This is a genomic window from Cyanobacterium sp. IPPAS B-1200 (genome assembly GCF_001747005.2).
GTDB lineage: Bacteria > Cyanobacteriota > Cyanobacteriia > Cyanobacteriales > Cyanobacteriaceae > Cyanobacterium.
Genome location: NZ_CP182899.1, coordinates 327,926 through 342,953 on the forward strand (window position 1 = coordinate 327,926; position 15,028 = coordinate 342,953).

Annotated in this window: 11 protein-coding genes; 6 read left to right on the forward strand and 5 right to left on the reverse strand. The window is 39.0% G+C overall.

From position 1 onward, the window contains the following. Positions 1–116: 116 nt before the first annotated feature. Together sir and A5482_RS01410 are read right to left on the reverse strand one after the other, a co-directional pair. Positions 117–2,045: a sulfite reductase, ferredoxin dependent gene (sir, locus tag A5482_RS01405; protein ID WP_069790575.1), complete on the reverse strand. Its 1,929-nt coding sequence runs from the start codon at positions 2,043–2,045 to the stop codon at positions 117–119. A 96-nt stretch (positions 2,046–2,141) separates the two neighbouring features. Then, positions 2,142–2,651: a DUF1176 domain-containing protein gene (locus A5482_RS01410; RefSeq protein ID WP_161486829.1), complete on the reverse strand. Its 510-nt coding sequence runs from the start codon at positions 2,649–2,651 to the stop codon at positions 2,142–2,144. Positions 2,652–2,840: 189 nt separating this feature from the next. On the opposite strand from A5482_RS01410, the gene metK reads away from it, so the two are divergent. Next, positions 2,841–4,082 carry a methionine adenosyltransferase gene (gene metK, locus A5482_RS01415; RefSeq protein ID WP_069790574.1) on the forward strand — a complete coding sequence of 414 codons (1,242 nt, stop codon included), beginning with the start codon at positions 2,841–2,843 and terminating at the stop codon, positions 4,080–4,082. A gap of 37 nt (positions 4,083–4,119) precedes the next feature. Here metK and gghA read toward each other — a convergent pair whose 3' ends face one another. Further along, positions 4,120–6,627 carry a glucosylglycerol hydrolase gene (gghA, locus tag A5482_RS01420; protein ID WP_069790573.1) on the reverse strand — a complete coding sequence of 836 codons (2,508 nt, stop codon included), beginning with the start codon at positions 6,625–6,627 and terminating at the stop codon, positions 4,120–4,122. 273 nt (positions 6,628–6,900) lie between these two features. On the opposite strand from gghA, the gene A5482_RS01425 reads away from it, so the two are divergent. From A5482_RS01425 to A5482_RS01440, 4 genes are all read left to right on the forward strand, one after another. Continuing rightward, positions 6,901–7,791, forward strand: a complete 891-nt coding sequence (locus A5482_RS01425) for a PhzF family phenazine biosynthesis protein (protein ID WP_069790572.1) — start codon at positions 6,901–6,903, stop codon at positions 7,789–7,791. A 90-nt stretch (positions 7,792–7,881) separates the two neighbouring features. Then, positions 7,882–9,675 carry a serine/threonine phosphatase gene (locus A5482_RS01430; RefSeq protein WP_242411933.1) on the forward strand — a complete coding sequence of 598 codons (1,794 nt, stop codon included), beginning with the start codon at positions 7,882–7,884 and terminating at the stop codon, positions 9,673–9,675. 258 nt (positions 9,676–9,933) lie between these two features. Then, positions 9,934–10,560, forward strand: a complete 627-nt coding sequence (locus tag A5482_RS01435; RefSeq protein WP_069790570.1) for a CHRD domain-containing protein — start codon at positions 9,934–9,936, stop codon at positions 10,558–10,560. 104 nt (positions 10,561–10,664) lie between these two features. Continuing rightward, positions 10,665–11,246 (forward strand): esterase/lipase family protein, encoded by a 582-nt coding sequence (locus tag A5482_RS01440; protein WP_069790569.1) that lies wholly within the window; start codon positions 10,665–10,667, stop codon positions 11,244–11,246. Between the two features lie 3 nt (positions 11,247–11,249). Here the strand turns inward: A5482_RS01440 and cofG are convergent, their stop codons facing one another. After that, a complete protein-coding gene (gene cofG / locus A5482_RS01445; RefSeq protein ID WP_446684791.1) occupies positions 11,250–12,200 on the reverse strand; it encodes a 7,8-didemethyl-8-hydroxy-5-deazariboflavin synthase subunit CofG in 951 nt (316 codons plus the stop codon). Between the two features lie 107 nt (positions 12,201–12,307). Continuing rightward, positions 12,308–14,056: a diflavin flavoprotein gene (locus tag A5482_RS01450; protein WP_069790568.1), complete on the reverse strand. Its 1,749-nt coding sequence runs from the start codon at positions 14,054–14,056 to the stop codon at positions 12,308–12,310. A 205-nt stretch (positions 14,057–14,261) separates the two neighbouring features. On the opposite strand from A5482_RS01450, the gene A5482_RS01455 reads away from it, so the two are divergent. Beyond that, positions 14,262–14,846, forward strand: coding sequence for a hypothetical protein (locus tag A5482_RS01455; protein ID WP_069790567.1), 585 nt, complete (start codon positions 14,262–14,264; stop codon positions 14,844–14,846). Positions 14,847–15,028 lie beyond the last annotated feature (182 nt).

Below are 15,028 nucleotides of genomic sequence, written 5' to 3' on the forward strand. Positions count from 1 at the left end.
ATCTTTTAACTCTCACCCAAGGGAAAAAAAGGGGCTATGGGGGAAGGTATCCCCCTAAAATCAACGGAAAATCAATAACTGGATTAAAAAATTAATTATCCATTGTCAATTATCCATTATTTAGTGAAATAGGCTTCTAAAGCCTCGGCAACAATTTGATTCATCGCTTTTTTCTCTTCACCAGCAATGGTTTTTAATTTTTGGTACCATTCCTCGTTAACACTGATACGATGTTCATTACGTTTTGCACGGGGTTTCTTTTCGCCTTTTTTCATAGTTTTTTGATTATTAGGTTGATAAGTTTGGGCATATTCTCTGAGGGCATCGAAACCGACACGGTTACAGAAGTCGCCAAAGGTTTCATTTTTCTTTTTGCTATCACGGAAATAAACAAATAGAGGTTCTAAAAACTGCTCTAATTCCGCAATATTGAGTTTTTCTTGGTAGGTACGTGCCAATCTGGTTTGATTGGGGCAACCTCCTAACCACATTTGGTAAACATTGGGGGCCGAACCCACAAACCCTAATTCTGCCATATAAGGGCGCGCACAACCATTGGGGCAACCCGTCATCCGAATGACGAAGGTTTCTTCTGCCATACCTAATTTAGCCAAAAGGGTGTCAATGCGATCGACTATGCTAGGTAAAATTCGCTCTGATTCGGTGGTGGCTAATCCGCAGGTGGGCATGGCAGGACAAGCCATGGAATAACGGGTAAGATGGTTGACGTTATCAGGATCTAATTCTACGCCGTTATCACGAAAAATTTGGTTAATGTCTTCTTGCCACTGGGGATTAATTTCATAAAGAATGATGTTATGGTTGGCACTCAGGCGGGTAGGTAATTCATATTTGGTGATTACTTCCTTGAGGGCGGTTTTGAGTTGGAATTGACCATCATTTTTTACTCTGCCGTTTTCTACAGAAATACCAAGGAAAAGTTTACCATCCCCTTGCTCATGCCATCCGAGATAGTCTTCATATTTCCACTTGGGTAGTTTTTTGAAGGATTCTAATTTTTTGCCGAAGTATTCTTGTAGTTTGGTTTTAAATCTTTCTACTCCCCAATCATTGATTAAATACTTCATTCTGGAATGACGGCGGTTAGTGCGATCGCCATAATCCCTTTGAGTAGCGACTACTGCTTTGACTAAATCAAATACATCATCTTTTTTCACATAACCAATTTCATCGGCAGTACGGGCAAAGGTTTCCTCTTTACGATGGGTACGCCCCAAACCACCCCCAGCAAGGACATTAAACCCCTGCAATTCGCCTTTTTTATTGGTAATTACCACCAAACTAAGGTCATGGGTATAAATATCAATGGAGTTGTCTCCTGGCACCGTTACAGAACATTTAAACTTACGGGGCATATACTGAGTACCGTAAATAGGCTCTGGGGAGTCCTCAAAATTAGTACCATTTTTGCCTTTTTGGCGGGCTGCTTTGACTTCGGGGGCTTCTTCGGCAGTGATAGCTTTTTCTCCATCTAACCAAATCTCATAATAAGCACCACTTTGGGGAGCAAGTAAATCGGCTATTTTGTCGGCATATTCCCAAGCGTATTGATAATCTAACCTATTCTTGTAGGGGGCAGGGGGTGCCATGACATTACGGTTCAAATCTCCACAAGCCCCAAGGGTAGAACCCATGTTCTGCACAATGGTTTTAATGACGGTTTTAAGATTTTTCTTGAGAATACCGTGGATTTGGTAACCCTGTCTGGTGGTAACTCTGAGGGTATGGTTGCCATATTCTTCCGAAAGTTGCTCGAGGGCAAGGTAAAGTTGGGGAGGAATAAACCCTCCTGGGTTACGGGTACGTAACATAAACTGATAGTCTTTTTCTTGCCCTTTTACCCGATTGTCTCGGTTATCCTGTTGATAAGAACCGTGAAATTTTAATATTTGAATACCATCTTCACTAAAATGGGTGGTATCTTGCTTTAATTCCGTGGCTACTGGTTCTCTTAAAAAGTTACTACGCTCTTTAATTCCTTCCACTTTTGAGCGTTTTTTCTCAATGGTTGAACTGTCTGTCATTACTTTTGTATATTTGTTGTCAGATTCTTATTTACTATTCTAGTGCGATCGCACTTCACCTGCCATTAGAGACACAAAAATTAAAAACAAAAAAACCTACGGATAAATCAAAGGATACTCCTCCACAGGAATGTAAACCCCATCACACTGCCCCTTATAACGGTATTCCACCAGAGTAAAGTTATCATCTTGCCATTGATAAGTAGCATAACTCCCACAATCTCCCAAACCCCGTGCTTTTCTATCCACCATCAACTGCTCCGTTTCAGGATCAAACTCCAGAGCACCCGTTAACAAAGAAGTTTCTCCAATTTGCAAACTCCCTCCCCGCTCCTCAAAAACAGTAAAACTCAACGTACTAATAAGATGTTCCGCTTGATTAGCATCATAAAATAAATATTGATAACTTCCTTGATACGCCCCCACAAAACAAAAAATTTCTACCAAATATTCAGTAGTATTCAACTCATAAATATTAGTATTTTCATCAGAAATAAGGTGATTCTCACTGTTACAAACCCCTAAATCATCTTTTTCCCCAAGACTTCTAATAATTTCCTCATTATCTAAAGAAGGAACATCTGCCAAACCTTCCAACCTTATCAAAGGATTATTTTCACATCCTAAAATAAACTGTAGAGTCAGTAGAACGAAAATAAAAAAAGTATTGTGTTTGTATTTAAAAATATTTCGTTTTAACAATTGATAGGAAGTAAAAGAATGAAAGTATTTGCTTAAATGTAATCTTAACTTATAAGATATAGAGTTAAACAACCAAATCATCGAGGGAAAAAGTTGAGTAGAAAATATTTATTTACCTCCGAGTCTGTCACAGAAGGTCATCCCGATAAAATATGTGACCAAATATCTGACACTATCTTAGATGCTTTATTAAATGAAGATCAATATAGTAGAGTAGCTGCGGAGGTTGTAGTCAATACAGGATTAGTCCTTATCACAGGGGAAATTTCATCAAAAGCTCAAGTGAATTATATTGACTTAGCCCGTAAAAAAATTGCTGAAATTGGCTACACCGATGCTAATAATGGTTTTTCTGCCAATAGCTGTTCCGTATTAGTCGCCCTAGACGAACAATCCGCTGATATTGCCCAAGGGGTAAACCAAGCCCAAGAGCAAAGAGAAAAGCTCAGTGATGATGAGTTAGATAAAATTGGAGCAGGAGATCAAGGGTTAATGTTTGGTTTTGCCTGTGACGAAACCCCTGAATTGATGCCCTTACCCATTAGTCTAGCCCATAGGATGTCCAGACGATTGGCTGCTGTTAGGAAATCAGGAGAATTACCCTACCTAGGGCCTGATGGTAAAACCCAAGTAACCGTTGCCTATGAAAACGATCGCCCCGTAGGCATTGATACCATCCTCATCTCTACTCAACACACCGAAACCATCGGCAATATTAGCGATAACGACAAAATTCAGGCTACTCTCAAAGAAGCCATCCACGAAACCGTAGTTCACCCCGTCTTCCACGACTTAGAAATTAAACCATCTAACAAAACCCGTTTCTTGCTCAACCCCACAGGAAAATTTGTCATTGGTGGGCCCCAAGGAGACTCAGGTTTAACAGGAAGAAAAATTATCATCGATACCTACGGCGGTTATTCTCGCCATGGCGGGGGTGCATTTTCTGGAAAAGATCCCACCAAAGTAGATCGTAGCGCTTCCTATGCTTGTCGCTATGTTGCCAAAAACATCGTTGCGGCCGGACTCGCTTCTAAGTGTGAAGTGCAAGTCAGTTATGCGATCGGGGTAGCCCAACCCGTGAGTATTTTTATCGAAACCTTTGGCACTGCTAAAGTATCCGAAGAACAACTATTATCTGCGGTAAAAACTCACTTTGACTTGCGCCCTGCAGGTATTATTCAAATGTTTGATCTTTGTTCCCTTCCTTCCCAGAGAGGGGGTCGTTTTTATCAAGACGTAGCGGCTTACGGACATTTTGGCAGAAACGATTTAGATTTACCTTGGGAAAAAACCGATAAGGTATCCGCACTCAAACAAGAGTTAGGAGTTTAGATTCCATTGTTGGGTGGGCAATGCCCACCGTAGAACCTTATAAATTAGGGGTTAACAATACACCCTGACTTTGACCCAGAATAATATGATTTAAGTCCTTAATATCCTCAATTTCAGGCAAATTAGGGGTAGTTAACTCCACTTTCCATTCCGTAGGATCTAACTGTAACCAATCGAGGAGGTTGATTTCAACCTTTTGTCCTTCAAGATTGGCAACCATGACAATTTTTTTATCAGGCATTTTAGGGTGCGATCGCACTCCATAAAAAATAGTCGCATCATCTTCTTCAATCTTATTAAAGCGATCGCCTCCATGCAAACTTTTACCAAGCCATGGATTATGACGACGTAACTCCCTCAAACGAAGATTATACTCAGCAAGGGCAGGATCAACCATTTTAGTATAGTGAGAAACATTACAAATCTCAGAACAATCCTCCATAAACATCAAAGCCCACTGTTTAAGATTATCAATGTCCAGATTTTGACAGAAAGCAATCATATTACTCTCCCTCATCTCCTTCATTTCCTCAATATTACAAGCCCCATCATCAAAACAAAGCTGACAAACCTTCACCACCTCCTGAAGATCATAATTCCGAGCTATCATACTCGCATTAAGAGCGTGGGTAAACTCCCTTAACTGTTCCAACTTATCAAACCCTAAAGACTTCATCCGTTGAAACGCATCCTGCCGATGATAACGCTCCTCAGTCATCTGCCAGTCCAAAAAGCCCACTTCCTCAGAAACCACCTTAACCCCATACTCCTCATCCGTATTACGGAAAAACATCCAAGGGGCGTGCATCAAAACATTAATAAAATCCATCGGTAAACCGGGGCTAAAACCATATACCCACATGGTCACAGCAGGATTATCATAGGCACCCCGAATCACATCATTGAGAGTTTCTCCCAAACGCCAATTAATCTCAAGGCGAGTATCTACCTGACTACCACGGCGTAACGTATCATGGTTACCACACCCCGTAATCCAGTTTTGTCCTTGATACATCACCTCACACACCCGTTGCCACTTTTTGCGCCAAAAACCTTTAATACTAGGGGTATTGTGGGCAAAAATTAGAGGTCCCCACTGATAGGACTCTGGTTTAAGATTAATTAAATCCATGTAGGTTGACTTGGTTTCCCAACCCTCCTCTGGCCAAGGGCGTCCATCTTCAAAAATAGTGAATAATAACCTTTTATAACCCCCTACCTCTTGCACCAAATCACTCATGGCAAGAAGATATTGATCATCCTGCTCTACCCTACCAGTAAGGGGATTAAAAAAGCGGAAATCTTGACCGCCATCAACCCGAATACCATCTGCCCCAGTATTAATTTTTCTCCTTTGCATTTCTAGTAAAATGGATCTAACCATGGGAAGCTGGTGGTTTAAATCCTGCCCATACATATTAGGACCCTTGAAAAATTGATTGTTTATTAATAGTTCCGCTTGGTTGTCCGCATGACCATATACTAAATCATAGATAAGACCAATGGGTTTATCTGGAAAATTATGTAATACCCCAATCAAGTCATATAATTCATCAGGACGTAAACTAGAAAGAATAGAAGGGCTAGTGGCAGCGGCTCCGATAATAGGTACATCATAACCCCAGCCTTGGGTATTGGGTTTAGTTACTTTAACTTGAATACCTTCAATACTTTTGAAAATATCATCCCCTTCAGGAATGCTTTTAGGGGCAATACCACAACATTCTTCGACAATTTCAAACAATCTACTATCCTGACTCAAATCTTTACGATATTCGATGGTAGGCTCAATGGGAAGTAGTTGGACTGCATCATAACCTATATAATGTTTGTCTTGGGGTTCTAGAGGCTGGTTATTCCTTATTTTTTCGCCAATATCTTTATATACCTTAGTTAACCCAGCCAAAGTACCTTCAGCAGAAGCTGTACCTACATGGAGTTGCAAAATATTAATGGGAGTAGCAGTGCGAGGGATATTTTCTTCTTCAGTGGTGCCTGTGAGTTTAAAATAGTCTAGGTCTATTCTTTCCTTTTCTAATTTACCCATGTCATATAATTCTGCGGGGGCAAATACTCCGAAGGGCAATGAATAAGCTAGGGCATCTCTGATAATTTCAATTTGTCCGTAGGGGTTGCGATAACGTAGCCAATAAAATGAACCAAGGGTTTCTCTGGTTCCTGCTTTCATTCCTTCTATGATGCCCCAAAAGAATTTACCTCTTTTTTTTAGGAAAATACAATCTCGTCTCATTTCGATGGTAGAGCTTTCTGAGGATAAAAGATCTTTTACTTTTACATCTTCGCTAGGGGTAAAGACTTCTAAATAAATCTCGTTAAGGTGCATTACTTCCCTAAGTAGTTGGGGAGTCCAAAAACCTATTTGAGTTAGTCCATCTTCTCTATAGTTGGCACCGAGATAGGTGGCTACCTCCTGATTTTCTTCAAAAACAGTATTAGATGATTTTTCAATTTTTTTGATTTTATTTATTAATTTTCTCGTTTCTGATTCTACGAGGGCAATTTTAGTTTTGGTTTTGGTTTCCACAGTCAATTATTCTCTATTTTTACAATCAATAGCTTTAAAATCACACTGATTTTATTGTTAATAGAAACTATTTATTATTATTTTTTTTATAGTTAATATTCTTTTTTTGGGTAGGATACAAAAGGGATTTCCTATCAATGGTCAGCCATGACGGTAAAGCTATATTGACCAATTATAGATCAAGTTTTTCTATTTGTACTTTAGTTTGATTAGATGGCATGATTTTCTGATAATTTAAGATACTGATAATAAAAATTAGATTTTGATTTTAAGATGAAATTTTATACTTTGGACGTTTTTACAAATCAGCTTTTTTCTGGTAATCAATTGGCGGTTTTTCCAGAAGCAGCAGGTTTAACCACGGAGATTATGCAAAAGATTGCCATCGAGTTTAATTTCTCGGAAACGGTGTTTGTGTTTGATGATGAGGACACAGATTTTTATCTGAGAATTTTTACCCCGGGGGGAGAAATTCCTTTTGCGGGGCATCCTACCATTGGCACGGCTTTTTTGTTGGCGAAATTGGGTAAGTTTTCTCTGGATTCTGAAGAAACAGAGGTTATGTTTAGGGAGGGGGTTGGTAATGTTCCTGTGATGGTATTTAAAAATGAGGATGGTAAGATATGGACTCAGTTAAAAGCGCCTTGTCCTCCTGAATTTTATACGGATTGTCCTTGTAAAAAGGATTTAGCTCAAATGTTATCTTTGGATTTAGATGATTTGATGGTGGATAATTTTGTGGTGGAGGGGGCTTCTTGTGGCTTACCTTTTTTGTTGATTCCTTTGGCTAGTTTGGAGGCGTTGAGTCGGGCAAAAATTAATCTGGGGGTTTGGCAGAGGGTTTTAAAGGATTTTTGGTCGCCCCATGTATATATTTTTGTACCAACTGGGAAAGATAGTTTTCAAGGGAGAATGTTTGCTCCTGCTCTTAATATAACGGAAGATCCTGCCACGGGTTCGGCTGCCACGGCTTTTGCTGGTTATTTGGCTAAGTATCAGTCCGAAAGTGAGGGGTGTTGGCGTTGGGATATTGCTCAAGGCTTGGAAATGGGGCGCCCTAGTCAGATAAGGGCGATCGCCCTTAAACAAAACCATATAATTAAGGAAATAAAAGTGGGGGGCGAGTCGGTAATAGTTACGGAGGGAGATTTAAAATTAAATTAACAAAAAAAGTAACCCTAATTATTAAGTATTAATTATTTTTTTTTCATAAATCTAACAAGTAACTATAATATAAGATATAGACTAACAGAAATGAATATGTCCCCTAGCCCAGACGACTTGATTCTTTGCCAATGTATTTTTAGCACTCCCAAAGATGTAAACCTAAAAATACCTTTCGGAAAATTGGACGATAGCGAAAACCTCTCTCGTTATGCCCTAGCTATGCCCTACGAGCAAGATCACCTTGAACCCTTTGCCCGTAAAGGCGACGTTTGCTACTATGAAGTTTTGGTAACGGATACCCAACCAGAAAAACTGTCATCCCTAGACGAAAATTTAGAGAAGGTTGTAGAATTTGACCGCAAAAGTCTAATGGAAGCAGGAATCCCTGGTTTAGCCTTCCCTTACCTGACTTTAACCGAATATTCTCCCCTCATTCCCGATTTATTGGATGCTTGGCAAGATCAAGAAGGACAAGAATACGTCATCATAAACCAAAGAAGTAATTGGGAATCCTTGGGCCAATATTTTGCCCGTAATCATGTCCCTAATAACCAAGTCTTTCATCATCTCCAAACCATGGCTAAACTCTGGAAAGACTTGCACAAGTTAAAATGTTCTCAAACTCTCCTAGAAGAAGACAATCTGGGGGTAGGAGATTCTGGAGATTTAGAAATCAAAAAGCTATATTTTGATGATCTCCATAACCCTCCCCATCTCAGACAATTAGTAGAACTCTGGATCATAATTTTAGAAGAAAATAATCAAACGGACAAAGCAACCATCATCAAAGGATTGATGGAGCAGATAGAAGAAGGTCAAATTGATACTATCAAGGAATTATCCGACGCTTTAAACATAATCTATCAACAAGCTCAGTTAGATGATTTACTAGATGATGCTGAAGAAGAATTATTGATTCCCCCTGATGATGAATTAGAAGAACTTACCGATCAATTTGACTTTGATGAGGTGGACGATGATCAAGATGCTACGGTGATCAATAGTGGGGATAGTATTGACGAACAACCCACCGTTGTTTTACCCATGACTCTCTTGAGTTTGGCGGAATGCGGCATGACTGATATTGGTATGAAACGCTCTCACAATGAAGATTGTTTTGCGGTGGAAACCAAGATTAATAAGCGAGAAACTCCCCAAGGCATTTTTTGTACGGGAAAAGGATTCTTTCTTGTGTGTGATGGTATGGGAGGACACGCTGGAGGAGAAGTAGCCAGTGCTTTAGCCGTTAGGACTCTTTATAAATATTTCCAAGACCATTGGCAAGATGGATTGCCCGACGAAGAAACCATTAAAGAGGGTATTTTAGAAGCCAATAGAGTGATTTATGATGCCAACATTGAAAAAGGTAATCTTGGCGCGGGAAGAATGGGTACAACGGTAGTAATGACCCTTGTTCAAGATAACCAAGTTGCGATCGCCCATGTGGGAGACAGTCGCATTTACCGAGTTACCAGAAAATGGGGTTTAGAACAAGTCACCACAGACCACTCCGTCGCTCAAGCAGAAATGAAAAACGGCATAGAACCAGAAATTGCCTTGGCTCGTCCTGATGCCTATCAACTTACCCAAGCCCTAGGCCCTAGAAAAAGAGAATTTGTCCATCCTGACGTTAATTTTTTAGAAGTCAAAGAAGACACAATCTTTTTAATGTGTTCCGATGGTTTATCAGACAATGAACTATTAGAAAATAATTGGCAAAGTGTTCTTTTACCTCTACTCAGTGCCAAAGCCAATCTTCAAGAAGGAGTAGCCCATCTCCTCGAATTAGCCAATCAAATTAATGGCCATGATAATATCACCTGTATTTTGGCAAGGATTAAAGTTCAACCTAATTTAGAACAAAAAAACCCCTTAATCTAAGATAATAATGAATATTAGATAGTAAAAGTTAGGGAATGACTAATTATTGATTGTATGGGTGTATAGCCTATTTGATAAAGGATTAAGCTATTTTATCAACCCCAAAATAATTGAAATAGATTTCAGAATATAAAATTTTCTTAAAAATTTTGTGAACTTAATTGATCAATATTTCGTCTATAGGGGCGTAGTAAAAAAATTACTTCGTACTCATTCATTTATTCAATATTCAAACTTAGATTTATCAAATCATTTCCCATGAAAAAAGTTCAATCCTTACTGTCCAAATTTTCCATTAGTGCCTTTGCTCTAATCTTTGCTGCTAACTTTAGCGTGGCTTCCCACGCACTAGATGCTTCCTCTGAATCCCAAAATACAACTAATAACCTTGCAATGATGCACGGTGACCATGACTCAGAAGAAGAAATGGAAATGATGGAAGATGCCTCAGAAGAAACCACAGAAATGGGTTTTAAGGTGATGACCGCAATGTTATCTGGTAATAACATTTATCCTGAGCCTGTCATGACCAATGCAGGAGGGGTTGCTGTGGCAATCTTGGGGCAAGATAATACCTTAATGGTTTATGGTAGTTTCAACGGTTTAAGTAGTGCCTTAAGAGATTATGAAACCGATCCCTTAGATCCTCCTAATCCTGCCGTTACTTCTGCTGTACATTTACATTTAGGTACTCCCGAGGAAAATGGCTCTTTTGCCCGTGCTTTATCTGTCACCACTTCTGAAGATGGCTTAAGTGGTCTTTTCACTGGCACTTATCAATTATCTGATGAAGAAGTTATGGCTCTAGGAGAAGGTAATTTATACATTGATATTCACACAACCATGAATCGTGGCGGTGAGTTGAGAGGAGTTGTTCAAGAGTAATAGTGTCTGAACATTGTTAAATTGATTAATTAATTGAGGGATTTTTGATAGAATCTCCTATGGTGGGTATATAGCCCACCTTTTATTTTTTGTAAGAATAATTGATGAATCCCATTGTTTTAATTCATGGTTTTATGGATCAAAGTGCTGTATTTAATTCCATGTTTTTATATTTAGAAAATCAAGGATATAATGTTCATGCAATTGATCTTACTCCTTGTTACGGCACAGCAGATTTAAAAGTATTGGCTCAACAGGTTAAGGAATATATTGATAAGACTTTTGAGAAGGAAGAAAAAGTTAATTTACTAGGTTTTAGTATGGGTGGTTTAGTTACCCGTTACTATTTACAAAAATTAGGAGGTGTGGAAAAAGTAGATAAATATATTAATGTTTCTGCCCCCAATAATGGAACTATCATGGCTTATTTATTACCTTTTTTGGGCATTAAACAAATGCGTCCACAAAGTGATTTTTTATTAGATTTAAATAAGGATATAAATGAAAGTTTATCAAAAGTTAAATGTTTATTTTTATGGACTCCTTTTGATTTAATGATTTTTCCTGCTAAAAGCTCTATCATGAAATCATTTCCAGTAGAAAGAATCCCTGTACTAACCCATAAATGGATGATTAGCGATCGCAGGGTTTTAGAAAGAGTTAATAAATTTTTGAAGGAGAAATAAAGTTTAAATTAGTCTCTTTGTATCTTGATTTTCTATGATTTTTAGACGGGTAAAAGTTTCTTGATAATATTGAGGATAAACAGGTAATCGGGGCTTTAAAAGCCAATCATGGTTTAATAATGTGGTGGTTAAATCCTCTAAACTATGATGATTATAGTCTGGGTTAACTTCATCCTTGGGTACTATCCCCCCTAAATCTGTAACCCCTAATTCTAAGCATTTAATGAGGGTGTTTTCATCTTCAATTAAGTTTGGGGGAATTTGAATGGCTATATTATTTGGTAATATTTCCTTAGCTTTTTTGATGGTTTCAAGCATTTCTAAAGAACTAAAATTATTTTGGGAATAATTATCTTTATTACCTTTGGAGTAGGGTTGTAAGATTACTTCTTGAATGTGACCATATTTTTTATGGATAGATGCGATCGCCCTTAAACTTTCCATACGATCACAAGATGATTCCCCAATACCTAATAAGATACCCGTAGTAAAAGGAATTTGTAACATTCCAGCCCATTCTAGCTGTTGCAATCGAAGTTGTGGAATCTTGCTAGGGGCAAAACGATGGACAGTATCTAACAATGATGGGGTTACCTGTTCAACCATCAAGCCCATAGAGGCATTTACCGTCTTTAATAAAGCCATTTCCTCATAGCTCAAAGGGCCCACATTGCTGTGGGGAAAAAAGCCCATGGAAAGGGCTGAATGGGCTATATCATAAATTAACCGTAGCCAATCCTTACGCCTTGTGGACTGGGGATGTACCTCGCCACTAAGGATGAGAATTTCTGTAACTTCCTTGCCTTGTAAACTGGTTAAAATTTCCCTTGCCTTATCTAAAGTTAACCATACATCTTTTTGGGGATCGGTGCGAAAATTGCAGTAACTACACCGATTAAAACATTCATAGGTTGGCACAAGGGTAAAAGCTGGGCTGTAGGTTACTATGTGCATTTAATGATTGGGGATTGATGAAAAAAAAGTGCTTTGGTTAGGGTAAGGAATGGCTTTTATTATCATGGTGAAAATTTTGTCACTTCAACCTAACACCTAAAACCTACTTAATAATGAGTGCCAGATTTACGGTGATGCACCGCTGTGATACCGTCATCTTTTAACAATTTACCAGCCTTGGCGATCGCATATAAAACCCAATGATCACCACATTCGAGGCGATTTTTAACCTCACATTCCACATAGGCAAGGGCATTGTTTAAAACAGGGCTACCATTATCAGCAATGTCATGATCGATATTCACAAAACGATCTTCCCCAGGGGCAAAGGGTTTAAGAAAATGCTTCATCAACTCCACATATCGCCCCTCTTCAAGGACATTGAGGGCAAAACAACTGCCGATGGGCAACAAAGATTCGATCGCCCTTTCCTTGGCTACCGCAACGGTTAAACCAGGGGGGTTAAAAGTGGCCTGAGATACCCAAGAAGCCACCATGGCGCCTTTCATTTCATCTCTTTGGGTGGTGACGATACATAATGAGCCTACCAAACGCCCCAAAGCCTGTTCAGTTCTGGCGGTGAGGGAATTAGCAGCAGCGGACTCCTTAGATTTGAGGGCTTTTTTACGTTTTTTGAGGGCTTGGGCAAAATCTGTTCCCGCCTCCTCACAGGTTTTTAACACTGCTTCCGTGGGTTTAAATTTGACTCTGATGGTATCAAAACCGAAACGATAACCCCCATCTCTGAATTTGTTTTCTAATAAATCGATGGCCTCTCCACTCCAACCAAAAGAACCAAATGCCCCCACTAATTTATTCTTATCAGCGTTTGCTAGGGCGATACCGAGGGCGCTTTGGATTTGGGTAGGGGCATGACCGCCGAGGGTAGGAGAGCCGAAAATGAAGCCTTCACAGCCTTGTATGGCGGTTTTTATTTCCTCGCTTCCTGCAAATTCAGCGTTAATGGATTCTACCCTTACCCCTGCTTTGGTAATGCCACGGGCGATCGCATTTGCTAGGGTTGCGGTGTTACCATAGGCGGAGGCATAAACTAGGGCGACATTAAGGGTTTGATTTTTCTGGGTTTCTAACCACTGTTGATATAAACCTGTTAATTCGGTTAAACCATAACGCACCAAGGGGCCATGGTTGGTGGCATAGATGAAAGATTCTTTTTCCTTCACCTTCTCAATGGCTTTACTCACTTGGGTGGCGTAGGGGGCAATGACACAATCGAAATAATGTCTTCTATCTTCTTGGTAAATACTCCAACCCTCGTCCAAAATTTGATCACCGCATACATGGGCAGAAAATAGCTTATCGGTATAAAATACCTTAGTTTGGCGATCGTAGGTCAAAAGTTGATCGGGATAACGGGGGTTAGGAGTGGTGATAAATTCTAGTAAATGCCCCTTGCCTAAGTCTAATTGAAACTCGTTTTTGACAGCTGTAATATTGAGGGGATTTCTGGCAGTGGTTTCTTGGTAGTTATTCTCGAAGATGGTTTCTAAGGATTTTGCCCCCGTGTTGGAGATGATGATATTAATTTGGGGGGCTTTTTGCAACAGGGTGTTAATGCTTACTGCCCGATTGGGGTTGATATGTCCTAGAATGAGATAGTCAATTTTTTGTAGGTCAATTCTTTGCTCTAGGGCATCGATGAAAATTTCGGTGAAGGATTCCCCAGGGGGATCAAATAGGGCTATTTTTTCTCCTTCAATGACAAAAGAATTGGCGGTAGTGCCTCGATTTAGACCGTATTCTACCTCAAATTTGAGTCTGTCCCAAGTACGAGAACGGAATACTCTTGTGTTAAGGGCGATCGGGGTAATTTGAACATCTTTTGATTTTGTCATATTATACTCAGGGTTTAATATTTTTTTGTTAATGGGGAGTGGAAATTTTATGTTTTATCGATATTTTCCATTTTATCCCGTAACTCCCACCTGTTTCTAATTTATCCGCAGGAGACAAAAGGCAAGAGATAAGGGTAAAGGGGGGATGAGGTAAGGGGCAAGGGGCTTAAGCCCCTTGTTAGAATATAGGATTAATACTCAATTTATGGAATACAAAACTAACAAAAATCAACAACTAAGTTTATTTGAACCTTCTGCCACTTATAAGTTTAAAAAGCCATCTTTAAAAGCTGAATATAAGATGAGTGGGGAGTATTTACAAAGCTGGAAAAAAAGAATTTATAATTATCAACAAGAAGCGAAAAAAAAGCAGGTAAAACAAACTAATTTATTAACTTCTGAAAATAATATTACTTGGGATATAGATAATTTTGATCCTTTTTCTATCCCTACCCATACAGATCAGTTTTATAATTTACCAAAATATAATGATAGTGAAAGCTGTTTATATTTTATTTTAGATACAGAATTACCTTTGTTATTGTATGTGGGAGAAACAAAATTATCGCCCTATCAAAGATGGATAAATCATGATTGTAAGAGTTATATTCAAAAGTATATAGAACTTCATCGTCAATACAAAATTAATACTAATGTGCGATCGGCTTTTTGGTGGGGAATTTCCCCTGAGCGTCATATTAGGCAAAGGTTAGAACGGGATTTAATTCTTAAGTGGCGATCGCCCTTTAACAAAGAATCATGGCAACATTGGGGACAACCTTTTAAATAAGGGTTGCTTAAAAAGCGGAATTGAGAGAAAAAAATGAATAAATGAAAGAATAGCTTACTCTCTAGCACTCATCCATTCTCAAGCAGTGAAGAATACTTGGAATGCGGGGGTACAGAGGATAATATTTTGTGGTTATAAACTGAACAATATATTAAAAGACATTTAGCCGTGGATAGTCTTAG